Source organism: Pseudomonas sp. D(2018) (genome assembly GCF_005502555.1).
GTDB classification, from domain to species: Bacteria; Pseudomonadota; Gammaproteobacteria; order Pseudomonadales; family Pseudomonadaceae; genus Metapseudomonas; species Metapseudomonas resinovorans.
Window position 1 is genome coordinate 79,857 of the sequence record NZ_SCOK01000017.1, and the last position, 26,790, is coordinate 106,646.

General features: G+C 64.0%; 26 protein-coding genes. 11 read left to right on the plus strand and 15 right to left on the minus strand.

Annotated elements, in window-relative coordinates; genetic code table 11:
• The 12 genes from FFS60_RS13435 to FFS60_RS13490 form a co-directional block, all read right to left on the minus strand.
• Entirely contained in the window at positions 1-1,482 is a 1,482-nt protein-coding gene (locus FFS60_RS13435) for an aldehyde dehydrogenase (protein WP_137822249.1), read from the minus strand.
• The gene (locus tag FFS60_RS13440) at positions 1,479-2,312 is read right to left on the minus strand and encodes an alpha/beta fold hydrolase (RefSeq protein ID WP_028628076.1); all 834 of its coding nucleotides are present in this window, start codon (positions 2,310-2,312) and stop codon (positions 1,479-1,481) included. The genes FFS60_RS13435 and FFS60_RS13440 overlap by 4 nt, the downstream gene beginning before the upstream one ends.
• A 26-nt stretch (positions 2,313-2,338) precedes the next feature.
• Complete coding sequence (locus tag FFS60_RS13445) at positions 2,339-2,929, minus strand: amino acid synthesis family protein (RefSeq protein WP_028628075.1); 591 nt, start codon at positions 2,927-2,929, stop codon at positions 2,339-2,341.
• Between the two features lie 326 nt (positions 2,930-3,255).
• Positions 3,256-4,044 carry an IclR family transcriptional regulator gene (locus FFS60_RS13450; protein WP_137822250.1) on the minus strand — a complete coding sequence of 263 codons (789 nt, stop codon included), beginning with the start codon at positions 4,042-4,044 and terminating at the stop codon, positions 3,256-3,258.
• 49 nt (positions 4,045-4,093) lie between these two features.
• Positions 4,094-4,663, minus strand: coding sequence for a sarcosine oxidase subunit gamma (locus FFS60_RS13455; RefSeq protein ID WP_028628073.1), 570 nt, complete (start codon positions 4,661-4,663; stop codon positions 4,094-4,096).
• A 3-nt stretch (positions 4,664-4,666) separates the two neighbouring features.
• Positions 4,667-7,573, minus strand: coding sequence for an FAD-dependent oxidoreductase (locus tag FFS60_RS13460; protein ID WP_137822251.1), 2,907 nt, complete (start codon positions 7,571-7,573; stop codon positions 4,667-4,669).
• The gene (locus tag FFS60_RS13465; RefSeq protein WP_137822252.1) at positions 7,570-7,872 is read right to left on the minus strand and encodes a sarcosine oxidase subunit delta; all 303 of its coding nucleotides are present in this window, start codon (positions 7,870-7,872) and stop codon (positions 7,570-7,572) included. The genes FFS60_RS13460 and FFS60_RS13465 overlap by 4 nt, the downstream gene beginning before the upstream one ends.
• A 52-nt stretch (positions 7,873-7,924) precedes the next feature.
• Positions 7,925-9,166: an FAD-dependent oxidoreductase gene (locus tag FFS60_RS13470; protein ID WP_028628070.1), complete on the minus strand. Its 1,242-nt coding sequence runs from the start codon at positions 9,164-9,166 to the stop codon at positions 7,925-7,927.
• Complete coding sequence (folD, locus tag FFS60_RS13475; RefSeq protein WP_137822253.1) at positions 9,148-10,071, minus strand: bifunctional methylenetetrahydrofolate dehydrogenase/methenyltetrahydrofolate cyclohydrolase FolD; 924 nt, start codon at positions 10,069-10,071, stop codon at positions 9,148-9,150. Before folD ends, FFS60_RS13470 begins: the two co-directional genes overlap by 19 nt.
• A complete protein-coding gene (gene purU, locus FFS60_RS13480; protein ID WP_137822254.1) occupies positions 10,068-10,934 on the minus strand; it encodes a formyltetrahydrofolate deformylase in 867 nt (288 codons plus the stop codon). The genes folD and purU overlap by 4 nt, the downstream gene beginning before the upstream one ends.
• 453 nt (positions 10,935-11,387) lie before the next feature.
• Positions 11,388-12,119, minus strand: coding sequence for an RNA methyltransferase (locus FFS60_RS13485; RefSeq protein ID WP_028628067.1), 732 nt, complete (start codon positions 12,117-12,119; stop codon positions 11,388-11,390).
• Positions 12,120-12,130: 11 nt separating this feature from the next.
• Positions 12,131-13,759 (minus strand): NAD(P)/FAD-dependent oxidoreductase, encoded by a 1,629-nt coding sequence (locus FFS60_RS13490; RefSeq protein ID WP_028628066.1) that lies wholly within the window; start codon positions 13,757-13,759, stop codon positions 12,131-12,133.
• A 271-nt stretch (positions 13,760-14,030) separates the two neighbouring features.
• Between FFS60_RS13490 and rlmE the strand changes: the two genes are divergently transcribed.
• Positions 14,031-14,651: a 23S rRNA (uridine(2552)-2'-O)-methyltransferase RlmE gene (rlmE, locus tag FFS60_RS13495; protein ID WP_028628065.1), complete on the plus strand. Its 621-nt coding sequence runs from the start codon at positions 14,031-14,033 to the stop codon at positions 14,649-14,651.
• Positions 14,652-15,129: 478 nt separating this feature from the next.
• Here the strand turns inward: rlmE and FFS60_RS13500 are convergent, their stop codons facing one another.
• Positions 15,130-15,828 (minus strand): ion channel, encoded by a 699-nt coding sequence (locus FFS60_RS13500; protein ID WP_028628054.1) that lies wholly within the window; start codon positions 15,826-15,828, stop codon positions 15,130-15,132.
• Positions 15,829-16,074: 246 nt separating this feature from the next.
• Between FFS60_RS13500 and FFS60_RS13505 the strand changes: the two genes are divergently transcribed.
• Positions 16,075-16,764 carry a GNAT family N-acetyltransferase gene (locus tag FFS60_RS13505; protein WP_028630307.1) on the plus strand — a complete coding sequence of 230 codons (690 nt, stop codon included), beginning with the start codon at positions 16,075-16,077 and terminating at the stop codon, positions 16,762-16,764.
• Between the two features lie 63 nt (positions 16,765-16,827).
• On the opposite strand, the gene FFS60_RS13510 is transcribed toward FFS60_RS13505, so the two are convergent.
• Positions 16,828-17,571, minus strand: coding sequence for a class I SAM-dependent methyltransferase (locus tag FFS60_RS13510; RefSeq protein WP_137822262.1), 744 nt, complete (start codon positions 17,569-17,571; stop codon positions 16,828-16,830).
• A gap of 284 nt (positions 17,572-17,855) precedes the next feature.
• Here FFS60_RS13510 and FFS60_RS13515 point away from each other — a divergent pair, with 284 nt between their 5' ends.
• Positions 17,856-18,365, plus strand: a complete 510-nt coding sequence (locus tag FFS60_RS13515) for a hypothetical protein (RefSeq protein ID WP_137822255.1) — start codon at positions 17,856-17,858, stop codon at positions 18,363-18,365.
• Positions 18,362-18,778 carry a helix-turn-helix transcriptional regulator gene (locus tag FFS60_RS29055; RefSeq protein ID WP_256658080.1) on the plus strand — a complete coding sequence of 139 codons (417 nt, stop codon included), beginning with the start codon at positions 18,362-18,364 and terminating at the stop codon, positions 18,776-18,778. Before FFS60_RS13515 ends, FFS60_RS29055 begins: the two co-directional genes overlap by 4 nt.
• Positions 18,779-18,908: 130 nt before the next feature.
• On the opposite strand, the gene FFS60_RS13525 is transcribed toward FFS60_RS29055, so the two are convergent.
• Positions 18,909-19,502 (minus strand): helix-turn-helix domain-containing protein, encoded by a 594-nt coding sequence (locus tag FFS60_RS13525; RefSeq protein ID WP_028630311.1) that lies wholly within the window; start codon positions 19,500-19,502, stop codon positions 18,909-18,911.
• 356 nt (positions 19,503-19,858) lie between these two features.
• Between FFS60_RS13525 and glnT the strand changes: the two genes are divergently transcribed.
• The 7 genes from glnT (at position 19,859) to FFS60_RS13560 (ending at position 26,761) form a co-directional block, all read left to right on the plus strand.
• The gene (gene glnT / locus FFS60_RS13530; protein WP_137822256.1) at positions 19,859-21,193 is read left to right on the plus strand and encodes a type III glutamate--ammonia ligase; all 1,335 of its coding nucleotides are present in this window, start codon (positions 19,859-19,861) and stop codon (positions 21,191-21,193) included.
• Positions 21,194-21,232: 39 nt separating this feature from the next.
• Positions 21,233-22,132, plus strand: a complete 900-nt coding sequence (locus tag FFS60_RS13535; RefSeq protein WP_028630313.1) for a glutamine amidotransferase family protein — start codon at positions 21,233-21,235, stop codon at positions 22,130-22,132.
• A gap of 11 nt (positions 22,133-22,143) precedes the next feature.
• On the plus strand, positions 22,144-22,818 hold the full coding sequence (locus FFS60_RS13540) for a protein glxC (RefSeq protein WP_137822257.1): 675 nt from the start codon (positions 22,144-22,146) through the stop codon (positions 22,816-22,818).
• A 20-nt stretch (positions 22,819-22,838) separates the two neighbouring features.
• Complete coding sequence (locus FFS60_RS13545; RefSeq protein WP_137822258.1) at positions 22,839-24,161, plus strand: FMN-binding glutamate synthase family protein; 1,323 nt, start codon at positions 22,839-22,841, stop codon at positions 24,159-24,161.
• A gap of 512 nt (positions 24,162-24,673) precedes the next feature.
• Positions 24,674-25,993, plus strand: a complete 1,320-nt coding sequence (locus tag FFS60_RS13550; protein ID WP_028630316.1) for an ammonium transporter — start codon at positions 24,674-24,676, stop codon at positions 25,991-25,993.
• An 11-nt stretch (positions 25,994-26,004) separates the two neighbouring features.
• Positions 26,005-26,343 carry a P-II family nitrogen regulator gene (locus tag FFS60_RS13555; protein WP_028630317.1) on the plus strand — a complete coding sequence of 113 codons (339 nt, stop codon included), beginning with the start codon at positions 26,005-26,007 and terminating at the stop codon, positions 26,341-26,343.
• Positions 26,344-26,419: 76 nt separating this feature from the next.
• A complete protein-coding gene (locus FFS60_RS13560; RefSeq protein ID WP_028630318.1) occupies positions 26,420-26,761 on the plus strand; it encodes a multidrug efflux SMR transporter in 342 nt (113 codons plus the stop codon).
• Positions 26,762-26,790: the final 29 nt, after the last annotated feature.

A 26,790-nucleotide genomic window follows, 5' to 3' on the forward strand; every position in this document is an offset into this window, starting at 1 on the left:
TCAGCGCATCACGAAGGGGTCGGGCATGGGTGCTTGCGAGAGGTTGATCCACACCGTTTTCAGCTCGGTGTAGGCCAGCACCGAATCGATGCCGCTCTCGCGACCGTAGCCGCTGTTGTGGAAACCGCCGATGGGCGCCATGGCCGAGACCGCGCGGTAGGTGTTGACCCAGATGATCCCGGAGCGCACGTCGCGGGCCATGCGGTGGGCGCGGCCCAGGTCGCGGGTCCAGATGCCGGCGGCGAGGCCGAACTGGGAGTCGTTGGCGATGGCCAGCGCCTCGGCCTCGTCCTTGAAGCGGATGACCGAGGCCACCGGGCCGAAGACTTCTTCCTGCATGATCTTCATCGAGTTGCTGTCGCACTCGAACAGGGTCGGCTCGTAGTACCAGCCCTGTGCGTCGATTGCCGGGCGCTTGCCGCCCATGCGCAGGCGCGCGCCTTCGGCGAGGGCGTCAGCGACCAGGCCTTCGACCACGGCGAGTTGCTGCGCGGTGGCCATGGGGCCCATCTCGCTGCTCTCGTCCTGCGGGTTGCCAATGCGGATGCGCTGGGCGCGGGCTACCAGGCGCTCGACGAACTCGTCGTAGATCTCGTCCTGCACCAAGAGGCGCGAACCGGCCACGCAGCTCTGCCCGGAGGCGGCGTAGATACCGGCCACTGCGCCGTTGATGGCGCTGTCCAGGTCGGCGTCGGCGAAGATGATGTTGGGCGACTTGCCGCCCAGTTCCAGCGACAGCTTGGCGAAGTTCTCCGCGCTGCTGCGCACCACATGACGCGCGGTGGCGGCGCCGCCGGTGAAGGCGATCTTGCGCACCAGCGGATGGCGGGTCAGCGCCGCGCCGGTGCTCGGGCCGAAGCCGGTGACCACGTTGACCACGCCCGCCGGGATGCCGGCTTCCAGCGCCAGGCGCGCCAGTTCCAGGATGGTCGCAGAGGCGTGCTCGGAGGGTTTCAGCACGATGGTGTTGCCGGCGGCCAGGGCCGGGGCCAGCTTGATCGCGGTCAGGTAAAGCGGGCTGTTCCAGGGAATGATCCCGGCGACCACGCCCAGTGGCTCGTGCACCGTGTAGGCGAACAGGTCGGGCTTATCCAGCGGCAGGGTGCCGCCTTCCAGCTTGTCGGCCAGGCCCGCGGTGTAGTGGAAGAATTCCGGCAGGTAGCCGACCTGGCCACGGGTTTCGCGGATCAGCTTGCCGTTGTCGCGGCTTTCCAGCTGGGCCAGGTGTTCCTTGTTCTCGGCGATCAGATCGCCCAGGCGGCGCAGCAGCTTGCCTCGCGCAGTGGCGGAAAGGCCGCGCCAGGCCGGGTTCGTGAAGGCCTTCTGGGCCGCCTGCACGGCACGCTCCACGTCCGCCTCGTCGGCATCGGGCAGTTCCGCCCAGGGCTCGGCCAGGGCCGGGTTGAGGCTTTCGAAGGTCTTGCCGGACAGCGCATCGACCCACTGGCCGTCGATGCACATCTGGAAGCGTGCGAGCGTCATGCGACGATCCCCTTTGCTTGGTTCTGTAAGGTCTGCGCGTGCTGGAGAAAGTCCAGCAGCACCTGGTTGACCAGACGCGGCGACTCCACCGGCATCATGTGCCGCTGCTCGTCGAGCACCGCCACCTGGGCACCGGGAATGCGCTCGGCCAGTTGCCGGGCCATTTCGGGCGTCGAGCCCGGGTCCAGTTCGCCGGTGGCGACCAGCGTTGGCACGCTGATGCTGCCCAGGTCGTCCACGCGGTACATGTCCTGGGTGGCGAACAGCTCATAAGTAGTCAGATAGCCCTGCGGATCGTTGCTGGCAAGGGTCTGGCGGATGGCGGCGATCTGCGCCGGGTTGGCCGCCTGGTACTCGCGGCTGAACCAGCGCGACAGGGCCGCTTCGGCGTTCGCATCCGGGCCATGTTCGGCGGCCTGGCGCGTGCGTTCGATCACCCCGGCGCGCTGCTCGGCGCTGCGGTTGAACACGCTGTTGAGAATCACCAGGCCCTCCAGGTGCTGCGGGTAGTGCAGCGCGAAGGCCCGTGCCACCAGGCCACCCATGGAAAAGCCGATGACGGTCGCCCGCTCCAGCTTCAGGTGCTCCAGCAGTTCACGCAGTTGCTCGGCATAGCCCTGCAGCCCGGTGCCCGTTTCCGGGCGCGGACTGGCGCCATGGCCAAGCATGTCGTAGGCAATGACCTGGAAGTGCGGGGCCAGGCCGACGATCTGGCCGCCCCACATTTCCTTGTTCAGGCCGACGCCGTGGATCAGTACCACGGGGTGGCCTTGGCCGGTCGCCAGATAACTGGTGCCGGCCGGTGTGCGTTCAGCGGTGAGCCGAATCATGGATCGCTCCTGCACGGGCCTTGGGATCACTGGGCCTGCTCGGCGGCCAGCTCTTCCAGATCGATGTAGCGGTTGCCGATGCGCGGGTGCAGGCGGCCACCGTTGGCGGCGCCCAGCACGACGATGATTTCGTCGGCACGCGGTGCGTCTTCGATCTGCATTTCAAGGGTGATGTAGTGGGAACGCAGGCCCTCATCGTCCTTGTGCATCATCGGGATCTGGATCGAGGTGCCCGGGCCGCCGCGCTTGTTGGTGAAGCTCAGGTAGCTCTTGGCATTCACGGCCTGGCGGTAGTGATTGCCGAAGCGCAGGGTGTGGATAACCGCGGACGCGTGCTCGATCTCGCCGTCGGCACCGACCACGGCGGCCTTGCCATAGGCCTCGATCTTCGCGGCGCCGCCGATGGCAGCGGTCAGGCGCTCGACCATCATCGCGCCGAGGTCGGAGCAGTTGGCCTTGATCTCGGGCTTGAGGTCTTCGACGAAGCCACGGCCGAGCCATGGGTTCTTGATCACCACGGCCAGCCCCACCATGGTCACCGGCTTGTCGGTGGCCTTGCCGCCTTCGATGAAGGTCTCTTCCACGTAGCTGACGATCTTGCGGATTTCGAAGCTCATTGGGCTCTCCTGGTTTGGGAAGTCTCTTGCTGTCTGATGGTATACCATAATATTGAATATGCAAGAGTCAGCCGCCAGGGGAGGGCCGGCATTGGCGACGGAAGGTCGTTCGAAAAGGGAGAAAGGCCAGGAGCGCCGCGCCGTGTGCGCGGCGGAAGGGGCGCGAAGGATAAGGTAAAACGTGGAATACCGTAATACGAGATTCCACTAATCCCGTAGGGGCGAATTCATTCGCCAACCGAACCGCAGGTTCGGCCTTGAGGACCATTGGGGCCGCTGCGCGTCCCTTGGCGAATGAATTCGCCCCCACAAGAAGCAGGCGTCCGTCAGGCCAGCCCCGGAGCCCCGAGCTGCGCTGAGATCAGCGCCTGGGTCTGGCCGAGGGCGTGGAGGAAGGTGGCCTGGGCATCGGGGCTGTCCATCACGGCATCGGGGCCGGAGAGGTTGATGGCGGCGACCACCTTTCCGCTGTGGTCGCGGATGCCGGTGGCGATGGCGGTGGAATAGTCGGAGCGGTGCAATACCCAGCCGCGCTCGCGATCCTGGCCGATCAGTTGCTGCAACTCGGGCAGGGTGCGCGGCGCCGGCGGTGGGTAATCGTCCAGGCGCACGTGCTGGTAGAGCTGGCTCAGCTCGACTTCGTCCAGCGCGGTCAGCAGCACCCGGCCCAGTGCGGTGCTGTGGCACGGCAGGCGGGTGCCGATGGGGATGTTCACCGTCAGCCGCTGGGGCGCGAAGGCGCGGTAGAGGTAAAGGCTCTCGGTCTGTTCGCGGATGCTCAGGTGGCAGGACAGCGAAGTCCGGTCGCGCAACTCATTGAGGTAGGGCATGGCGACTTCGACGATGTCGCGGCTGGCCAGGTAGACGAAACCGTCGGCAATCACCTGGGGGCCCAGCTCGAAGGCGCTGCGCCCGGCCTTCTGCAGGTAGCCCATGTCCACCAGCGTCTGCACGATGCGGTAGACGGCCGAGGGGCTGACCGCCAGGCGTTCGGCCATCTCGTTCATGCTCAGACTGCGCACGCGCGCATTGAACATGCCGAGGATGGTCAGCCCGCGTTGCAGGGCGGGCACGCGGTATTCGGCTTCCCGTTCCGGGGTTTCGATGGCGGTCATCGGGGCTCCTCCCTGTAGGTTGGTGTTGAGCGCAGCGAAACCCAACGGTTCAGGCCAGCAAGGCTTCCAACGACACCGGCTGGCCGCCGAACTCTTCCATGGCATCCAGCATGGCGCCGTGGAAGTAGTCCAGCGATGCCCGGTCGCAGAGGATGTGGAATCGCGGCAGCTCGCCGGTGCCGGCGTTGATCACGATGACGTTGATCCGCGCCGCCGAGGTCTGCGCCACGGCCCCCACGGGGAAGGCTTCGGGGCGCAGGTCAACGCCGCAGACCTTGGCCATCACCTCCGCCACGTGGCGGCCGGAGAGTTGCAGCCAGGCGTGGCTGTCCTGGCGCGGCAGCAGGTAGTTGCCCTTGTCGCTGATCTGCCAGCCCGCCTCCTCGGTGGCGATGCGTTCGCCCCGGTCGGCGAGGCTGCCCAGCAGCAGGTACTCGGTCTGCGACAGGCGCGCAACCAGTGCGCCGTCAGCCTGCGTCATCGCCCGGTTGGGCGCCTCCGGCAGCGTGTAGCCGCGTTCGCTGAGAAAGGCAGCGGCGTCGATGCCGCGAAAGCCCACGCGCGGCAGGTCGGTGAGGTCGATGAGCGCGCAGCGCTCGATGGGGTTGAGGCTGGTCATGGCTCAGAGCTCCTGGCGCTTGTTGTCGGGGTCGAAGAAGGGCAGTTGCACCACGGTGGCCTGGACCACCTGGCCACCCTCGACGCGGATCGGGATCAGCGAGCCCGGCTCGGCCTGGTCCGCGCCCGCGTAGGCCAGGCCGATGATCTGGCCGAGGGTGCCGGAGTACTCGCAGGAGGTGACGTTGCCGCTGATGTCCGGGCCGTTCAGCACCAGGTGGCCTTCCAGCGGCTGCGCGCTGCCCTTGGGCAGGGTGAAGCCCACCAGCTTGCGCTTCAGTGGCTGCGCTTCGAGGATTTCGATGGAGCGCTTGCCGACGAAGAAGGCCTTCTTGCGGCCGATCGCCCATTCCATGTCGATCTCGCCCGGATGGGTCATGCCGTCGGTGTCCTGGCTGATGATCACGTGACCCTTTTCCAGGCGCAGCAGGCGCTGGGTCTCGACGCCGAACGGGCGGATGCCGAACTCGGTGCCGGCAGCCATCAGTGCATCCCACAGCTTGCCGCCGTGGCGGGCGGGTACGTGGACCTCGTAGCCCAGCTCACCGACGAAACCGACCCGCATCAGCCGCGCCGGAATGCCGGCCACGGTGCCGGTGCGCACGGCGAGGTAGGGGAAGCCTTCGGCGGACAGGTCGACATCATCGCAGAACTTCTGCAGCACCTTGCGCGACAACGGCCCGGCCAGGTTCACCGCAGCCAGGGCGGCGGTGACGTTGGCGATGTCCACATTGAGGCGCCACTGGGCGTTCCACTTGAGCATCTGTTGGTAGATGCGGTCGACGCCGCTGGTGGTGGCGGTGACGTAGAAATGGTTCTCGGCCAGGCGCGCGCAGACGCCGTCGTCGATCACCACGCCGTGTTCGTTGGTCATCAGCGCATAGCGGGTGCGCGCCACCGGCTGCTTCTTGAAGGGCAGGGTGTAGATGCGCTCCAGCAACTCGGCGGCGTCCGGGCCGCGTACGTCGAGGCCGCCCAGGGTGGAGACGTCGATCAGGCCGACCTGCTCGCGCACGTGGCGGGCTTCCTCCTGCATGCAGCGTTCGCGGTCCTCGGCCTTGCCATAGAAGGCCGGGCGCTGCCAGATGCCGGCTGGCATCAGCTTGGCGCCAGCCGCCACGTGACGGCTGTGCATGGGCGTTTGCCGGTAAGGGTCGAAGGCGCGGCCGGCAACGTGGGCGAGCTTCTCTGCCTCGAACGGCGGGCGCGCGGTGGTGACGCCGGTTTCGCTGATGCTGCGGCCGGTGGCCTTGGCCACCAGGCGCGCAGTGGGCAGCGCCGAGTGACGACCCTGGGACGGGCCCATGCCGACCGTGGAGAAGCGCTTCACCAGCTGCACGTCGCGGTAGCCGTGGCGCGTGGCGTTGACGATGTCGCGCACCTGCAAGTCTTCATCGAAGTCGACGAAATCCTTGCCTTTGGGGTGGGGGAAGATCGGCCAGTCGAAGTTGACCCGCGCCTCGCCATTGAACCCGGCTTCGCCGATGCCGGCATCCAGGCCGAGGGCCTTGCTGGCGTGCGCGGCGGCCTGGGCACCATCCTGCAACACATTGTCCAGACTGTGGCGGCCGTTCACCGAGCCGGCGATGGCCAGGCCTTCCGGCAGGCCGCTGATGGCGAACTCGGCGCGCTGCTCCTCGTAGGCCAGCTTGCCGCCCGCCTGGCAGAGCAACTGGTAGACGGGCATGTAGCCGGCGGACATGCACAGCAGGTCGCAGGACAGTTGCAGGCCGTGCTCGGCAACCTGGCCTTGGGCAGTGATGCGGCGGATATCCACACCGCTGACATGGCGCATGCCCTTCTCGTGCAGGGCTTCATAAACCGTGCTGCCGAGGTGACAAGGGATGCCCTGCTTTTCCACCGCGGTTTTCAGCGCGGCGTCGGCGGGCTGCTGGCGCATGTCCACCAGGGCCGCCACCTGCACGCCCTGTTCGGCGAGGTCGAGGGCGGCGAGGTAGCCGTCGTCGTTGCCGGTGAGCACCACGGCGCGTTTGCCGGGCTTCACCGCATACAGCTTCATCAGGCGCTGGGCAGCACTGGTGAGCATCACGCCGGGCAGGTCGTTGTTGCGGAACACCACCGGTTGGTCAAAGGAACCGGCGCTGACGATGCATTGCTTCGCCCGCACCTTGTACATCCGGCGGCCCTGGATCACCGGCAGGTAGTTCTCGGTGAACCAGGCGTTGCAGGTGGCCTCCTTCAGCACCTGGATATTGGCGTGGCCTTCGACCGCAGCCACCAGCTCGCGACGTAGCAGCTCGGCGCGGCGGCCTTCCACATCGAAGCGGGCATAGGTGAGCGAGCCACCGAGCACCGGCTGCTGCTCGATCAGCAGCACCTTGGCACCGGCATTGGCGGCGGTCAGCGCGGCGGAAAGACCAGCGGGGCCGGCGCCGACGATGGCCACATCCACGAACAGATAGGCCTTGTCGTAGTACTGCGGCTTGAAGTTGAGGTCGAGCACGCCGAGGCCCGCCTTCTTGCGGATCAGCGGTTCCCAGACCTTCCACATGCCCTTGGGCTTGTAGAAGGAGCGGTAATAGAAGCCCACCGGCATGAACTTCGAGAACGTGCCGAGGTAGGCGTCGCGGTCGTTGTCCAGGCTGCCGTTGACGTTCTGCGCGGTGACGCTGAGCCCCGAGCGAATCGCCTGTGCATCGGCTAGCACATTGGGCTCGTCCGGCAGTTGCACCAGGGTGTTGGCGTCCTGCCCGGCCATGGTCAGCGGGCCACGCGGGCGGTGGTATTTGAACGAGCGCGAGAGCAGCCAGCGGCCGTTGGCGAGCAGGGCGCTGGCGATGCTGTCGCCGGCAAAGCCCTGGTAGGCGGTGCCATCGAAATCGAAGGCCAGCGGCTGGTCGCGGTCGATCAGCAGGCCCATGGGGGCGGGGAGGCGGCTGGGCTGGCTCATCCGGCGATCTCCTGGGTGTGCGGGGCGAACTCGACCCGCTGGGTGAAGAGTTCCTTCGGGTCGAAGGTGCGAATGATCTGGTCGGTGACCGTGTGGCGTTCGGCGAGGAACCAGTAGCTGGAGGCGTTGTGCATCCACCACTCGCGCACCACGCCGGCGGCGTTGTCGCTGTTGAATACGTAGTCGGCCCATTCGGCGTCGGTGCAGGTGGCCGGATCGGGCATCTGCTTGAACTCGCCGCCGTAGGTGAATTCGCTGATGTTGCGGGGCCCGTTCAGCGGGCAATTCATGATCTTCATGTCGGTAACCCTCTCCCCCGGCCCCTCTCCCTGAAGGGCGAGGGGGAATCTGTCAGTGGCTGGCGGCGGTGGCGCCCATTTCGTTGACCTGCTGGAAGGTGCTGAAGCGCTCCAGGGCGAAGGGCTTGATCAGGTCCGGCACCTTGCCGCCGCTGGCCACCAGCTCGGCCATGGTCTTGCCGCAGATGGGCGTGGACTTGAAGCCCCAGGTGCCCCAGCCGGCGTCGAGGTAATAGTTCTGCACCGGTGACAGGCCCATGATCGGGCTGTAGTCCGGGGTCATGTCGGTGATGCCCGCCCACTGGCGCATCAGCTTGGCGTTGGCCATGAAGGGGAACATCTCGATGGCGTGGGCCAGCAGGCTTTCCTTCAGGTCGAGGGTGGAGCGGGTGTTGTACAGCGGGTAGGGGTCGGAGCCGCCGCCGAAGACGATCTCGCCCCGGCTGGTCTGTTGCACGTAGCAGTGCAGGGCAGAGGAGCTCACCAGCGGATCGAGGAAAGGCTTGAACGGCTGGGTCACCATCGCCTGCAACGGGTAGGTGTGGATCGGCGCGCGGATGCCCGCCTTGGCCAGCATCAGCGAGCTGTGGCCGGCGATGGCCTGCACCGCGCAGCCACATTTCACCGTGCCGCGATTGGTCTTCACGGCGGTGATGCGGCCGTTCTCGATCACCAGGTCCTGCACTTCGGTGAGCGGGTGGATTTCCACCCCGCGCTTGGCCGCCTGCTTGGCGTAGCCCCAGGCCACGGCGTCGTGGCGGGCGGTGGCGCCGTCGATGTGCCAGAGGCCGGCGAGCACCGGCAAGTGGCCGGGGTCGAGGTTGAGGGTCGGCACCAGTTCGCGGATCTGCTGGCGGTCGATCATCTCGGTGCGACCACCAAAGTGCTTGTTCACTTCGGCGCGCTGGCGGAAGGCGCGCACCGTGGCATCCGTGTGGGCCAGGGTGAGCTGGCCGCGCTCGGAATACATGATGTTGAAGTCGAACTCGTTGGAGAGGTTCTGGAACAGCTTCACCGACTCGGCATAGAAGCGCACGCCCTCGGAGGTGAGGTAGTTGGAACGGATCACCGCCGTGTTGCGCGCGGTGTTGCCGCCACCGAGGTAGGACTTCTCCAGCACCGCGACATTGGTGATGCCGTGGTACTTGGACAGGTAGTAGGCGATGGCCAGGCCGTGGCCGCCGCCGCCGATGATGACCACGTCATAGGACGGCTTGAGTTCGGTGGGCGGCGGAAGGTCCACCTCCACCGGGTATTCGGAGCTCAGGCCGTATTTCAGGAGATTGAAAGGCATGGCGCCTCCGGAAGCGGGGTTTGGGTGATGGGTGCCGGGTGCTGGAGTCGCGCCGCGGCCAGGGTGTTCTTCATCAGGAAGGCGATGGTCATGGGGCCGACGCCACCGGGAACCGGGGTGATGGCGGCGGCGCGGGTGAGGGCGCTGTCGAAGTCCACGTCACCCACCAGCTTCGAACGGCCGTCTTCCTCGATGCGATTGATGCCCACATCGATGACCACGGCGCCGGGCTTCAGCCAGTCGGCATCCACCAGGCGCGGGCGGCCGACGGCGGCAACGACGATGTCGGCCTGCCGGCACAGCTCGCGCAGGTTGGCGCTCCTGGAATGCACCACGGTCACCGAGCAATGGGCTTTCAACAGCAGGGCGGCCATCGGCTTGCCGACGATGTTGGAGCGGCCGATGACCACCGCGTGCTGGCCGGCGAGGTCGCCGCAGGTGTCCTGCAACAGGCGCAGGCAACCGGCCGGGGTGCAGGGGGTGAGCACGTCGCGGCCCTGGCTGAGGCCGCCGACGTTTTCGGCGTGGAAGCCGTCGACGTCCTTGAGCGGGTCGATGGCCTGCAGCACGCGGGTTTCGTCGATGTGCGCCGGCAGCGGCAGTTGCACGAGGATGCCGTGCACGCTGTCGTTGGCATTCAGGCTGTGGATAAGTGCCAGCAGGTCGGCTTCGGCGGTGTCCGCCGGCAGCTTGTGCTCCAGCGAACGAATGCCGCATTCCTCGGCGCGCAGCACCTTGTTGCGCACATAGACCTGGCTGGCCGGGTCCTGGCCGACCAGCACCACGGCGAGCGCGGGCTCGATGCCGAGAGTCTTCATCTCGCGCACGTCCTCGGCCACCTCGGCCAGCACGCGCGCGGCGGCGGCCTTGCCGTCGATCAGTTTCGGAGCGGTTTGCGTGTTCACCGGAAGATCACCGTGCGGTCGCCATTGAGGAAGACCCGGTGCTCCAGGTGGTATTTCACCGCCTTGGAGAGGGCCACCGTCTCGGTATCCCGGCCGATGGCGACAAGGTCATCCGGCAGATAGGCGTGGTCCACGCGCTGCACTTCCTGCTCGATGATCGGGCCTTCGTCGAGGTCCGAGGTGACGTAGTGCGCGGTGGCGCCAATCAGCTTCACGCCGCGCTCATAGGCCTGGTGATAGGGCTTGGCGCCCTTGAAGCCGGGCAGGAAGGAATGGTGGATGTTGATGGCGCGCCCCGAGAGTTGCTTGCACAGGTCATCGGAGAGGATCTGCATGTAACGGGCCAGGACCACCAGCTCGGTCTGCGTTTCGTCGACGATCTGCATCAGCGCCGCTTCCTGCTGGGCCTTGGTGTCGCGGGTCACCGGCAGGTAGATGAAGCGGATGCCCTCGCGCTCGGCCATCGGGCGCAGCTCGAGGTGGTTGGAAACGATGGCGGTGATCTGCATGTCCATCTCGCCCTTCTGGTGGCGATAGAGCAGGTCGGACAGGCAATGGTCGTACTTGCTCACCATCAGCAGCACGCGCATCGGCTGGGCAGTGCCGTGCAGGGACCAGTCCATCTCGAAGCGCCGGGCCACCGCGTCGAAACCCTGCTCGACCTCATCGATGTCGCCTTCGTACTGGTCGTTAAAGCGGAACACCGCGCGCATGAAGAAGCGGCCGCTGGTGTCGTCGTCGAACTGCGACATCTCGCTGATGTAGCAACCCTTGTCCGCCAGGTAGGTGGTCACCGCCGCAACGATGCCGGACGTGGCCGGGCAGCTGATCTTGAGGATGAAGTGGCTGGTGGCATGTTGCATGTCGGGTCCTCGATTGGGGGGCGGCAGCTCATCGCAAGGCGGAAAAATTGCATGGGTAAAACAGGATTTCGTCCATGAAGAATTTTTACTGGCAGGAAAATAAAATTCCTGTGGCGCTTTTATAGGCGAAGCGAAGGTGCAGGTCTAGCCTGTTGGGAAAATTTTTATCTTGAGAGGAAAGTTTTGCGGGTGAAAACATGGCTGAAGCCGGCGCCCCCGGCCGACCCCGCTACCGTGCGTAGGATGGGTCGAGCGGGGCGATAGCCATCGGCGGGGTGGGCCATGCGCGCATGCCTTGCTGCATTGGGCTTCGCTGCGCTCGGTGCCAACCTAGGACGGCATCGCGACGATGGCACTCAGCCTTATGCGGCCGGCCCAGCAACGACCATCAATCCTGCGTCGAACTATCCCGGGTCGTTGAAAGGCCCGGGACTGGCCGGGCTCCGCAACCCCTTATCTGTTCAGCTCGTACGCGCACATATTGACCGTCGCGGCCAGGTTGAGCGATTCGATGGCGCCACAGCCGGGAATCGTGAAAGGCTGGGCGTTGAGTGCGAGCAGTTGCTCGCGGGGCACGCCGCGCGCTTCGTTGCCGAACAGATAACAATCGAACGATTTGAAACTGGCGGATTGCAAGCGCTCGCCATTCATATCCAGGCAGGCGATGCGTTCAAAGCGTGTGCGCAAGGAATCCAGTTCCACATCCAGTTCCATGGGCGCATGAAAAATGGCGCCCATGCTGGAGCGCACGACTTTGGGGTTATACGGATCAACGCTGCCGGGACTGAGCAGGCAGCGAAAGTTACCGAACCACGCCAGTGTGCGCAGGATGGTGCCGAGATTGCCCGGGTCCTGGATTTCATGCAGGTAGATGGCGCGCTCGTTAGTAGCGGGGGCCGCAACCGGTGCGGCGGTCGCCGGCATTGGCACCAGCGCAATAATTCCCTGCGGTGTTTTGGTGTCGGCGATCTGCGCCATTTGGCGGTCGTTGATCACATGGGTTTCAAACGGGCTTTGCCAGTGCTCGTAGGCGCTGGTCACATACAGCTGACTGCGCAGTAGCAGCGGATTCTGCAAGGCCGCTTTTTGCAGTTCCAGCAACAGATGTTCGCCCTCCACCAGAAAATGGCCGAACTCGGCCCGGTATTTTTTCTGGTGGAGCTTCTTGATGTCGTCGAGTTTCATCAATGCGGCGCTCAGTTGCTCTGCACTTTGGTCTGAGACAGCAGCGACTTGGCCACCGCTTCGGCGACTTTGATGCCGTCCACGCCCGCCGACAGAATGCCCCCCGCATAACCGGCGCCCTCGCCAGCGGGAAACAGGCCGCGCAGGTTGAGGCTTTGCAGCGTCTCGTTGTCGCGGGTGATGCGGACCGGGGAGGACGTGCGGGTTTCGATACCGGTGAGCACGGCGTCATGGCGATCAAAACCGCGGATCTGCTTGCCAAATGCCGGCAGCGCCTCGCGGATGGCCTCGATCGCATAGGCCGGTAGCGAGGGCGCAAGGTCGCCCAGGCGCACGCCGGGTTTGTAGGAGGGTTCAACCTCGCCAAATTCGCTCGATGGCACGCCGCGAATGAAATCGCCCACCAGTTGCGCGGGCGCACAGTAGTCGCTGCCGCCCAATTCGTAGGCGCGGGATTCCAGGCGCTCCTGGAACTCCACGCCGGCCAGTGGGCCGCCCGGGAAATCTTCCTCCGGGTTGATGCCGACGACGATGCCGGCATTCGCATTGCGTTCGTTGCGCGAGTACTGGCTCATGCCGTTGGTCACGACGCGTTCCGGCTCGGAAGTGGCCGCCACCACGGTGCCGCCGGGGCACATGCAGAAGCTGTAGACGGCGCGGCCATTCTTGGCGTGGTGCACCAGCTTGTAGTCGGCGGCGCCGAGCTCCGGATGTCCGGCGTACTTGCCCAGGCGGGCCTGGTCGATCATGCCCTGCGGGTGTTCGATGCGAAAACCCACGGCGAAGGGCTTGGCCTCGATGAACACGCCCTGCCGGTGCAGCATGCGGAAGGTATCGCGGGAGCTGTGGCCCAGCGCTAGCACGACATGGCGGCTGCGGATCGTTTCGCCACTGGCCAGCACCACACCTTCAAGCTGGCCATCGTCGATCAGCAGATCGGTGACTTTGCTTTCAAAGCGCACCTCGCCGCCGAGGGCGATGATCTCCTCGCGCATGGTGGACACCACGCCGGTGAGGCGGAAGGTGCCGATGTGCGGCTTGCTCACGTACATGATTTCCGCCGGAGCGCCGGCGCGGACAAACTCGTGCACAACCTTGCGGGCGTAGAACTTGGGGTCCTTGATCTGGCTGTAGAGCTTGCCGTCCGAGAACAGACCGGCACCCCCCTCGCCGAACTGTACGTTGGATTCCGGGGTCAGGATCTTTTTGCGCCACAGTGCCCAGGTATCCTTGGTGCGGCTGCGCACATCCTTGCCGCGCTCCAGCACGATGGGTTTGAAACCCATCTGCGCGAGCAACAGCGCCGCGAACAATCCACAGGGGCCAAAGCCCACGACCAGCGGCCGCTCGCTCAAGTCGGCCGGCGCTTGTCCCACTGGATAGTAGTGGGTGTCCGGGGCCGGACGTATGTTGTGGTCATCGGCAAAGCGCGCCAGAATCGCCGCCTCGTCGCGGGCCTCCAGATCGATGATGTAGATGAACAGAATGACGCTGTTCTTCTTGCGGGCATCGTAGCTGCGCTTGAACACGGTGAAGTTCAGCAGATCGGCGTCGCTGATGTTCAGGCGTTTGACGATGGCGTTACGCAACTCATCGGCGGAGTGATCGAGGGGCAGGGACAGTTCGTTGATGCGAATCATGGCGGTAATCCTGGCCGGTGACTCCGGCAAAGGAAGCAACAGAGGGGAGAGTAAGGCGCGAATTGTACCCGCCGCCGCCAGCACCTGTCAGGCCTGGCCCGATGGTTCGCCGGAAGGCGCCGTGCTGGCCGGCGCTGTGCGATCCTGCCTGCGAATGTAACCTGCACAGTGTTATCGGCTTATAATTGCCGCCGCTCAGCGTCCGACAGCTTCCCCTCTGCCCCGTGCATCGGTCCGCTCCTCACATTGATTCTCCGTGGTTGGCTCTATCATGAAACGATCCAAAAGCAGCCGTCGCTGGCTGGATGAACACGTCAACGATCCCTACGTCAAACGGGCTCAGAAGGATGGTTTGCGCTCCCGTGCCAGCTACAAGCTGATCGAGCTGAACGAGAAGGACAAGCTGATACGCCCCGGCATGCTGGTCATGGATCTTGGCTCGGCTCCCGGTGGCTGGTCGCAGGTAGCCGGGCGTCTCGTGGGCGAGAAGGGGCGGGTTCTGGCCAGTGACATCCTGCCGATGGACCCACTCGATAACGTCGACTTCATCCAGGGCGACTTTACCGACGATGCCGTGTTCCAACAGATCCTCGACAAGCTCGACGGCAACCAGCCCGATCTGATCATCTCCGACATCGCCCCCAACATCAGCGGCGTCGCTGCCGCCGACCAGGCGTCCTCGATGTACCTGGTCGAACTCGTCCTCGATATGGTCCGGCAGGTGCTCAAGCCCAATGGCACCTTTGTGGCCAAGGTCTTTCAGGGCGAAGGCTCTGACGAGTTTCTGAAAGACGTTCGCACCTCATTCGAGAAGGTAGTGATACGCAAGCCAGAGGCGTCGCGGCCACGGTCGAGGGAGGTTTATCTGGTGGGGAAAGGGTTCAAAGGATAAGGCGCCCGCGGCGCTGAAGTGCGATTGAGCCCGCTTCGATGGCGACGCAGGCTCGACCGAGGCCGAACGATGTTGACAGACCGGTACGTCGACTCCGGCAGACCCGAAGGGCTCCCCGCGCGACCTGCCATAGAGCAGAGCCGCTATAAAAGCTGCATGCGAGCATATGCCCGCAAGAAACCTCCGTCGTTTCTCGCATGCACCTTGCGGCGCATTCGCACCAACGTATGCGGGCTGCCAAACCCGGGCACGGGATTGACCGTGGCCGGGTCAGGGCAAGCGAGAGGCGGTTGCTGAAATGGCTGATGTCGATCCAAGCCAGCCGATCGCGACAGGCAGAGACCGGCGAAAAGCGATCTTTGGCCTATCGAGAGAATCAAGGTGATTTTCACATCCGAGTAGGTGGGATGAATTGCCGATCTCAGTGATTACCCGACTGATGTGATTGTGTATGTAGGTGGCTCAGGCAAGTCGAGCGTCACTTAGTCTGATTCGACGGATAAAGACCGGCGAGCCGCGCTATCACAACACCGACGTAAAAGACGCCTGAAAATTCTTCGACCATCACAAGTGAGCGAGCGTGATTGGTCAATGGAAGAACATCACCGAAACCGGTGGTCGTGAGCGTCGTCAGGCTAAAATAGATCAGTTTGAAAAAAGTGCCGGGCTGTGTGAAATCGAGGTGTCCAGGGCCAAATGAGCCAGCGCTGGATATCTCGACCATGGCATAGATGAAGGACCACATGAAGGCCAGCATGATGTAGCCCGCGAGCGCGCCATGCAGCTTGTCGGCTGTAATTGGCCCGCGCTTGAGAATATAGCGAAGCACTCCGCTGAACGAGACGGCAAGAGACGTCGCATAAGCTACCCCGGCAAGTTTAAGAATCGCGATACTCGCAGTCGACAATGCCGCCCATTGAAGGCCAACCCCGAGCAACGCCAAGCCCAGTTTGAGACTGAACCCCCACCGAGTCTGCCTGGTGGCAAAAGCGCCCAAGAGCAGCACGATTGAAAACAGAATGCCGAGCAATGTGCGGGCGAAGATACCTTCCTCAAGAAAGGGAAACAGGAGGATCAAGCCCAGTAGGAGCAGCATTAGATAAGTGCAGGGTCCGTGGCCTATTACCAGCTGTGCTAAATCCTCGTCGGCTTCAGCTTTATCATGTCGATTTGTCATACCCGTATCCTGGAGACCGAACTTACGCTCGTGACCTGACGTTGCATGGGGAAATCTGACCTGGCTTCAGAGGAGTCGGCAGCGAAATTCTAGTCGCGATTGCGTGTGAGGGGATTCAGCCTGGCAGACAGCACAGGGGCGATTCAGTGCCCATTGGGAGTCCGGCGGGAACGCTCGATGCTCACGGGCGTTACAATGGGCGCCCGCGCCGATCCCCCGATCGGGCACGCCCGGAGCCAGCTTCAGATGTTCACCCTTGTAAACCTGGACACATCGCCGCCCGAATCTCTGAAGAGTCAGGTTCTACAAATGGTGGTGGACTACTTCAGCGACATCAGCCCGGTGTCGCTGACGCCTAGCAATCCGCTCTATCAGTTGTATCAGTACGTGATTGGCTACGAGGTGCACCTGTATCTGCAGGCCATGAACAGCGCTCTGGATAGCACCGCGCGGTTGATCCTGGCCCTGGATGATGAAGACCCCTCCCAGGTGCTGGGTTTTGCCCTGTACCTGCCTAGCCAGGACGATGCCGAGGCCTGCACTCTGGCCTATTTGGCCGTCAAGGCCAGCCACCGCCGACGCGGTATTGCCCGGGCTTTGTTGCAGCAGATGGTCAAGTGTCGACCCCACGCCGAGCTGGCCTGCGTGGCGAGCAAGGTGCCGACTTTCGAGTCGATGGGGTTTCAGGTACTGGCAGCGCAGGGGCCGCACGTGCTGCTGAACACCCGCGATCACCGCTCGGACGGCATGGTGGCGGTGCAGGATCTGGCCCCGATATTCCAATCCAAGGAAGTGCGGCAGATCCATGCCTACCTGGTGCAGCAACACGGCAAGAAGGCCATGAGCGAGGCCGAGAACAAACGCGACCGCCTGCTCGACCAGTTGGCCCATCAGGCTCAGGCATTGGTGAAAGAGCGTTTCCCGACGATTCACTGACGGCCAGATTGGCCAGCTTGCAGCTGTTCCTGCGCCAGCGATCAAGAGATCGCTGGCCGGTTCTTAGCGCTTCACGCAGACGAACAATGCATTCCCGGACGTGCCGCCCCAGGGCGTAATCCGTTCGTAGTCATGCTCGAAGACGTGCACCTCGAAGTGCGGCTGCAGTAGTTGCTCAAGCTCGGTGAAACTCAGGGCGACCATGGCATGTTCGTCCTGCCAGGTCTGGGTCACACCCGCCGTGGTCTTCTCGATGCTGAGGCGCAGTGCCTGCTGCTCGCCCTCGCCGCTGTAGTACCAGCCGGAACCGAAGGTGAAGTGGCTGCCCTCGTGCTCCACGGTGTGGCGCACAAATGAGCGGTTGTCTATCTGCCGCTTGTCCACCGTGTTGAAGCAGAACACGCCGTTCTCCTCAAGCGCGCCGTGCACGCTGGCCAGGCACGCCCGCAACTGCTCCAGCCCGGCGTTGTAGTGGATCGAGTAGAGGAAGCAGGTGATCAGATCCAGCGGCTCGTCTACTCGGAAGCTCGCCATGTCCTGCCGACTGAACTGTGCCTCGGGGCAGCGCAGCTGGGCGATATCCAGCATTGGCTGATTGATGTCCAGGCCGGCACTGCGGTAGCCGAAGTCGAGGAAATGGCGCACGTGCGGCCCGGTGCCACAGGCGAGATCCAGATGCCTGCGCCCCTGATTGCCGAATATCTGGTGCAGCCGGCGCACGCTGTGGCTCTGCGCCCGGTAGTCGATGTCGGCGCACATCAGGTCGTAATAGGTGGACAGGTCGGTGTACAGCGCGTTGGAGGACATAAGCAGCCAGAGGGTTCGACGGAGGTTTCGGCTCAGCATGGTACCTCAGCCCCGAGCGCTTCCCGCCGAAAACAAACTTCCCGCACCAGCCGCTGCGAGCAGCTGCCTTGCGAGGCCCTTTTCGGTGCCACGCCCGCCAACCTCATCACGCTGCAGGCTGGCTTATTCGGTATTTTAATGCCGATTTATCGTGCTGATTCAGTGTAAACCGGAACTATATTGCTGGAAGCTGAGAAGCGAACTACGTTATTCGGCATCATAGTTCCGATTAGCTTGCGCACCCCATGCCAGGACATCTCACGATCCAGACCTACGTTGAAGGCCATTGGCGCGATGCCATGGTGCTTTCAGTCTCCGACCCTGTGAAGGCTCAAGAGCCGCCGTGCAAGGTGTCCTACGAGCAGCCCTACTTGCTCGACTTAATCGAGCAGTTGGAGACGCTATTCGAGCCGGCCATCAGCGTGAACCTTCCGCTGAACTGGAACCAGGTCGATAGCAGGGGGCATCCCGCATTTGTCTACGACCTCGCCCCGATGGTGCTCGACCCGGAAGGGGTCACGCGAGTGACCAAGTGGGTGCCCGAGCATTTGGGAAACCCGGACTGGAGAGCGATCTGCGGGTACTTCGGGGACTGGATCAGCCCGGACATTCTCTTCGAGCGGCTGCGCGGAGCCGCTGAGCTGTTTCGGGCTTTGCCGGATCTGCTGGTCGAAGTTCCTGCGGAAATCAGAAGTGCGCCGTCCATCCCGCTGAACAATCTGGATAAGCGCCTGGCTGAATGGGGGCTTCGATGAAAACGATCACCAACGAAGAGCGCAAGCGGCTCATTGACGACATCATGATGCGGCACGCGATGGGGGAGGAAACCCTGGGAACGGCTATTCGCCGACTGCGGCTTGAGGTGACCGGTCTCGATCAGGACACCTTCGCTACCATGTGCGCCCTGTCGACCAAGGCCCTGTACCAGATCGAGAAGGACAAGGGTAATCCGACCATCAATACCATCGACGGCATCCTGCGGAAGTTCGGGCTGCGCCTGGGGCTGTGCTTGGCGGCCAGGACCACTTACGCGCCGCCGCTTGGGCAGCCGCAACCTGTTTCCAGAACACCGGCTCGCGGCGCCAAGCCTCAACGCAAGCAAACGGGTCCGCTCAGCGGAACTGCAACTCTCCGGGTCGAGGAGGGCGACAAAGGCCCGAGCGAATGAGTGATGGCCTGTCCTGAAGCTGATCGCTAAGCGCTACTGCTCGCACATCGCCGCTCGAACTTCATCGGACTGATGAAGCAACACGCGCGGCAACGCCCAAACCCCAAGCCCACCTCGCGTTGGCCGGCGATCACTCGCTCCCGTAGTTCATCACCGACAGCAAGCGAATCGGCACCTGCAGCAGCTTCTCCGGGCCGTGGGGTACGTCGCCGTCGAAGGTCAGGCTGTCGCCGGCCTGCATGTGGTACAGCTGGTTGCCGTGGCGGTACACCAGTTCGCCTTCCAGCAGGTGGAGGAACTCGGTGCCGGGGTGGGCGAAGGTGGGGAACTCCTCGCTGGCGTCATCCATGCTCACCATGTAGGCCTCGAAGTTTTTCTTCGGGCCACGGGTGTGGTTGAGCAGGTGGTAGGTGTGGCCTTTCTCGGTGCCGCGGCGCACCACTTCCATGCCTTCGCCGGACTTCACCAGGATGGCGTTGCCGTCCGGCTGGTCGTACTGGCTGAACAGCTTGGACATGGGCATGCCCAACACGTCGCAGAGGCGGCTCAGGGTATCCAGGCTGGTGGAGACCTGGGCGTTCTCGATCTTGCTCAACATGCCCTGACTGATTCCGGCGATACGGGCCACGTCCGCCAGCTTCAGTTCCTGCGCCTGGCGCTGGCGCTTGATCTGCATGCCCAGGTATTGCTCCAGGCGGAGGCGCGGTGGGGTTTCGGTGGTCATGGGCGGTGAGTCCTGCACGGTTTCAGTTCAAGAAATTATATTTCGCACTGAGAAAGTGCGAGATCGGGTGTCCTGCCCCGGTTCAAGGCTCTGGACTTTCCCACAGTGAAAAGGATTTTCCCATATAAACAGTAGCTCGGCGCAAAACCGAGTGCTTCCTCCCTCCGCGTTCCAGATTGGCAAGCTGCTTGCATTCCTGATGGGAAACTAAGTTTCCTGTGTGGAATTCAATGAAAAAGCCCGACCGCTACCTGCTCATTCAGACGATCCGGACCCCGGTGGCAGTCGTGCGCCGCCCCGTCTTCGATCGCCTGCCATCCAATGACCGCCTTGCCCTTTTCCAGGAGTGAAGACCCATGTTGCCAACTGAAACGCAGCGCATCATCGATCAGCACGGCATCAAGTACGTGCTGGCCCAGTTCGTCGATATCCACGGCGCCGCGAAGACCAAGTCCGTGCCGATTTCCGGCCTCAAGGCGGTGGCCGAGGACGGTGCCGGGTTCGCCGGTTTCGCCATCTGCGGCATGGGCATGGAACCGCATGGTCCGGACTTCATGGCCCGTGGCGACCTCTCCACCCTGATCCCGGTGCCCTGGCAGCCGGGCTACGGCCGGGTGGTGTGCATCGGTCATGTGGAAGGCAAGCCCTGGGCGTACGACACCCGCTACGTGCTGCAACAACAGGTCCAGCGTCTCTCCGACAAGGGCTGGACCCTGAACACCGGCCTGGAGCCGGAATTCAGCCTGTTCCGCCGTGGCGCCGACGGCAAGCTGCAACTGGTGGACGCCACCGACAACCTGGACAAGCCCTGCTACGACTACAAAGGCCTGTCGCGCTCCCGCGAATTCCTCGAGCGACTGACCGAAGCCCTGCAACCGGTGGGCTTCGACATCTACCAGATCGACCACGAGGACGCGAACGGCCAGTTCGAGATCAACTACACCTACAGCGACGCCATGGAATCGGCGGACCGCTTCACCTTCTTCCGCATGGCCGCCGGCGAGATCGCCAACGACATGGGCATGATCTGCTCCTTCATGCCCAAGCCCGACCCGAAGCGCGCCGGCAACGGCATGCACTTCCACCTGTCCATCGCCAGCGCCAGCAACAAGAACCTCTTCCACGACCCGAACGATCCCAGCGGCATGGGCCTGTCGAAAATGGCCTACCACTTCGCCGCCGGCCTGCTGGCCCACGGCCCGGCCCTGTGCGCCTTCGCCGCGCCCACGGTCAACTCCTACAAGCGCCTGGTGGTGGGGCGCTCGCTCTCCGGTGCGACCTGGGCGCCGGCCTTCATCGCCTTCGGTGCCAACAACCGCTCGGCCATGGTGCGCGTGCCCTACGGCCGCCTGGAATTCCGCCTGCCGGATGCCGGCTGCAACCCCTACCTGGTCACCGCCGCGATCATCGCCGCTGGCCTGGACGGCATCGACCGTCAGCTGGAGCCGGACACGATCTGCAACGAGAACCTCTACAACCTGAGCCTCGAAGAGATCGCCGCGCGCGGCATCAAGACCCTGCCGCAGTCGCTCAAGGAAGCCACCGACGCCCTGGAAGCCGACCCGCTGTTCCGCGAGGTGCTCGGCCCCGAAATCGTCGACGAATTCATCAAGCAGAAGCGCATGGAGTGGGTGGAGTACAGCCGCCATGTCTCCGACTGGGAGATCCAGCGCTACACCGAATTTTTCTGACAGCCCGTCGCCCATTTACCTGCCCCGAGGAGACACGCCATGTGCGGAATCGTAGGTCTTTACCTGAAGAAGCCCGAGCTGGAAGGCCAGCTCGGCAAACTGTTCGAACCCATGCTCGAAGCCATGACCGACCGCGGTCCGGACAGCGCCGGCTTCGCCATCTACGGTGATGAAGTGGCCGACGGCTGGGTCAAGCTGACCCTGCAGGCCATCGAGGCCGACTACGGCTGGAAGCACCTGATGGGATCGCTGGAAGGCCGCCTGGGCTGCTCGCTGGACTGGTTCCAGAACGCCAGCGCCGCGGTGCTCAAGGTCAACTGCGATGAAGAGCGCGTACGCGCCGCCCTCGCTGACCTCGCCCCCGACGTGCGCATCATGAGCGCCGGCCAGAGCATCGAGATCCTCAAGGGCATGGGCCTGCCGAAGGAAATTTCCGAGCGCTTCGGCCTCGCGAACATGAAGGGCAGCCACATCATCGGCCACACCCGCATGGCCACCGAAAGTGCGGTGACCATGGAAGGCAGCCACCCGTTCTCCACCGGCGCCGACCTTTGCCTGGTGCACAACGGCTCGCTGTCCAACCACTTCCGCCTGCGCCAGGAACTCAAGCGCCAGGGCATCACCTTCGAAACCGAGAACGACACCGAAGTGGCCGCCGGCTACCTGACCTGGTGCCTGCAGCAGGGCGACAGCCTGAAGGAAGCGCTGGACAAGTCCCTGGAAGACCTCGACGGCTTCTTCACCTTCGCCATCGGCACCCGCAATGGCTTCGCGGTGATCCGCGACCCGATCGCCTGCAAGCCGGCCATCCTCGCCGAGACCGACGACTACGTGGCCATGGCCTCGGAGTACCAGGCGCTGGCCAGTCTGCCGGGCATCGATAAAGCCAAAGTGTGGGAGCCGGAGCCGGCCACCATGTACATCTGGGAACGCGCCTGAGGAGCACGCACATGAAAACGATCGATCTTTCCAGCGCCTCGGTGCGTGAACTGAACCAGTCCCTGCATGGCGAAATGCAGGACCGCGAGTGGGTCGTCACCCACCCGGACGGCAAGCACAACCTGGCCGTGGGCGTGAACCAGGCCGTGAGCATCGATATCCAGGGCCACGCCGGCTACTACTGCGCGGGCATGAACCAGAAGGCCAGCGTCACCGTGCACGGCAACGTCGGCGTTGGCGTGGCGGAGAACATGATGTCCGGCTCGGTGCGGGTGAAGGGCAGTGCCTCCCAGGCCGCCGGCGCCACCGCCCACGGCGGGCTGCTGGTGATCGAGGGCGATGCCGGCGCGCGCTGCGGCATCTCCATGAAGGGCGTCGACATCGTGGTCGGCGGCAGCATCGGCCACATGAGCTGCTTCATGGCCCAGGCCGGGCGCCTGGTGGTCTGTGGCGATGCCGGCGATGCGCTGGGCGATTCGCTCTACGAAACCCGCATCTACGTGAAGGGCACGGTCAAGTCGCTGGGTTCGGACTGCATCGAGAAAGAGATGCGCGCCGAGCACCTGGAAGAACTGCAGGAACTGCTCAACCGCGCTGGCTTCGCCGAAGACCCGGCCAGCTTCAAGCGCTACGGCTCGGCTCGCCAGCTGTACAACTTCAAAGTCGATAACGCATCCGCGTACTGATCCGCAGCGAGGACAATTCCATGAGCGAAAAACACACTCCGGTGCTGCGCGAATCCGCCACCTTCGACCGTCTGACCATCCAGGAAATCCAGCGTGCCGCCGAAACCGGCATCTATGACATCCGTGGCGGCGGCACCAAGCGCAAGTTGCCGCACTTCGACGACCTGCTGCTGCTCGGTGCTTCCGTGTCGCGCTACCCGCTGGAAGGCTACCGCGAGAAGTGCGGCACCGACGTCGTGCTCGGCACCCGTTTCGCCAAGAAGCCGATCCACCTGAAAATCCCGGTGACCATCGCCGGCATGAGTTTCGGCGCGCTGTCGGCCAACGCCAAGGAAGCCCTCGGCCGTGGCGCCAGCATCGCCGGCACTAGCACCACCACCGGCGACGGCGGCATGACCCCGGAAGAGCGCGGCCAGTCGCAGCACCTGGTGTACCAGTACCTGCCGTCGCGCTACGGCATGAACCCCGACGACCTGCGCAAGGCCGACGCCATCGAGATTGTCCTCGGCCAGGGCGCCAAGCCGGGCGGCGGCGGGATGCTGCTGGGCATGAAGGTGACCGAGCGCGTCGCCGGCATGCGCACCCTGCCCATCGGCGTCGACCAGCGCAGCGCCTGCCGTCACCCGGACTGGACCGGCCCGGATGACCTGGCGATCAAGATTGCCGAGCTGCGCGAGATCACCGACTGGGAAAAACCCATCTACGTGAAGATCGGCGCCAGTCGCCCGTACTACGACGTCAAGCTGGCGGTGAAAGCCGGCGCCGACGTCATCGTCCTCGACGGCATGCAGGGCGGCACCGCGGCCACCCAGGAAGTGTTCATCGAGCACGTGGGTATCCCGATTCTCCCGGCCATCCCGCAGGCCGTGCAGGCCCTGCAGGAGATGGGCATGCACCGCAAGGTGCAGCTGATCGTCTCCGGCGGCATCCGCAACGGTGCCGACGTGGCCAAGGCCATGGCCCTGGGCGCTGATGCCGTGGCCATCGGCACCGCCGCCCTGGTCGCCCTGGGCGACAACCACCCGCGCCTGGATGACGAGCTGAAGAAAATCGGCTCCGCCGCCGGTTACTACGACGACTGGCAGAACGGCCGCGACCCGGCCGGCATCACCACCCAGGACCCGGAACTGTCCAAGCGCCTGGACCCGGTGGAAGCCGGCCGCCGCCTGGCCAACTACCTGCGCGTGCTGGTGCTGGAAGCCCAGACCATGGCGCGGGCGTGCGGTAAGTCCCACCTGCACAACCTCGACCCCGAAGACCTGGTGGCGTTGACCGTGGAAGCCGCCGCCATGGCCCGCGTGCCCCTGGCCGGCACCAGCTGGATTCCGGGCCAGGGCTACTGACTCCGGAGGCGTTGCAAGAATCCACCTCACCCCAGCCCTCTCCCTCCGGGAGAGGAGTTCGGCCGTAGGATGGGTAGAGCCTGCGAAACCCATCAATCCCGAGCGCCAACCGCATGGGTTTCGCTTCGCTCTACCCATCCTACAAACTGACTCCGAAGGCGGTTAACGAAGGCCGGCCTTTTTCTTTTTCGGTTGGCACCATCCTGGTGAACGCATTGCTTTATTGATTGGCAGGAAAATCAAATTCGCACCAAGAAAATGCGCCATGACTTGCCATCGATATCCACTGCCTCTCCAAGCCGCGAAATAAAGCGTTTCCCATTCAACGACTTAGTACAAATGTAAGCGCTTGCTGCGACCTTGGCAGGCCAATTGCTATGCCTGTAGGGAAACAAAGTTGCCCCACAGGAAGATAAAGGCGCAGTTCCGGCCTCCTTCCTCGGGGCGCGAAGCCGGGCCGCTCTTCCGACAGAGGTCCGGCCAATTTCCCCGTCGGTTGGAGGCAGCAGGCAATGATCCGGTTTTCACATGTGGGCCGCGGTATGTTCGGCCTTTCCCTTCTGTTGGGCAGTTTCGCCGCCAATGCGGAGGACGCAGCACCTGCGATCAACAGCGGCGACACGGCGTTCGTGGCGCTCTGCTCACTGGTGGTATTGCTGATGACGCTGCCCGGCCTGGCGCTGTTCTACGGCGGCATGGCGCGGACCAAGAACGTGCTGTCGATCCTCATGCAGGTGTTCTGCACCGCCTCGCTGATGTCGGTGCTGTTCGCCATCTACGGTTACAGCCTGACCTTCACCGACGGCGGCTCGCTGCAGGCGGTGATCGGCGGCCTGGACAAGCTGTTCATGAGTGGCATCACCAAGGATTCGGTGGTCGGCACCATTCCCGAGTACCTGTACTTCCTGTTCATGCTGCTGTTCGCCGCCATCACCCCGGCGATCATCGTCGGTGCCTTCGCCGAGCGCATGAAGTTCGCCGCGGTCCTGGTGTTCATGACGGTGTGGCTGACCATCAACTACATCCCCATGGCGCACATGGCCTGGGGCGGTGGCTGGGTGTTCAACCTGGGCGTGCAGGACTTCGCCGGCGGCAACGTGGTGCACCTGAACGTCGGCATCGCCGCCCTGGTGGGCGCCTGGTTGCTCGGCCGCCGGCGCGGTTTCGGCACCCAGACACTGGCCCCGCACAACATGACCATGACCCTTACCGGCGGCTCGCTGCTGTGGGTGGGCTGGCTGGGCTTCTGCGGCGGCTGCGCGCTGGCCGCCAACGGCTTCGCCATGCTGGTAATGGTTAACACCATGCTCGCCAGCTGCGCCGGTGCGCTGGGCTGGATGCTGGTGGAATGGCAACACCGTGGTCGTCCGAGCCTGTTCGGCGCGGTATCCGGTGCCATTGCCGGCCTGGTCGCCATCACCCCGGCCTGTGGATATGTCGGCCCCATGGGCGCCATCCTGCTCGGCCTGATCGCAGGACCGGTGTGCGTCTGGTCGGTGGACAAGCTCAAGCCGATGATCGGCCTGGACGATGCCTTCGACGTGTTCGGCGTGCATGGCGTGGCCGGCATCCTCGGCGGCCTGCTGACCCCGGTGTTCGCCCTCACCGCCATCGGCGGCCAGGGCTTCCCCGAAGGCCGTGATCTGGTGGACCAATTGCTGGTCAACGGCGGCGCCATCCTGTTCAGCATCCTCTTCTCGGCCGTGACCAGCCTGATCGCCTTCAAGGTGGCTTCGGCATTGTGCGGCGGGCTGCGCGTAGGCGAGGAGGCTGAGGTGGACGGGTTGGACCTCTCCGCCCACGGCGAAGTCGGCTACAAGTACTCGAGCTGAGGATCATGGCCATGAAACTCATTACCGCAATCATCAAACCCTTCCGCCTGGACGAGGTGCGCGAAGCGCTGACCGAGGCCGGCGTCAACGGCGTGACCGTCACCGAGGTCAAGGGCTACGGCCGGCAGAAAGGCCACTCGGAAGTCTACCGGGGGGCCGAGTACGTGGTGGAGCTGCTGCCCAAGATCAAGCTGGAACTGGTCGTCAGCGACGCGCTGTGCCAGGCCGCCATGGACGCCATTCTCAAGGCGGCCTACACGGGCAAGATCGGCGACGGCAAGTTGTTCGTCCAGGATCTGGAGAGCGTGGTGCGGATACGCACCGGAGAGATGGGCGAAGACGCGCTCTGAGTAGAAGGCAACCCCAAAGCGCCGACGCATTGCGTCGGCGCTTTCATTAGGGTTTGGCAAGAGGGAGAGGTGAAGAATGGCATGGTTGAACGGATGGGGTTTCCTGATCCTGGCGGGGCTCTGCGAGGTGCTGTATGCGTCGATCATCCCGCGTACGGATGGCTTTACCCGGCTCTGGCCGAGCCTCTATTGCGGCTTTTTCCTGCTGCTGAGCATCTACCTGCTGAGCCTGGCGGTGCGCGATCTGCCGCTGGGGCTGGCCTACGCCGTCTGGGTAGGCATCGGCACCCTGGGCACCGTGGCCTACGCGACGATGTTCATGGGCGAGCAACTGGGGATGATGCGCGGGCTGTGCCTGGTGATGATCATCGGCGGCATCGTGGGCTTGAAGCTGGTGGGCGAAGGGCAAGTGGCCTAGTGCGTGCTGAAGGATCGTAGCCCGGATTT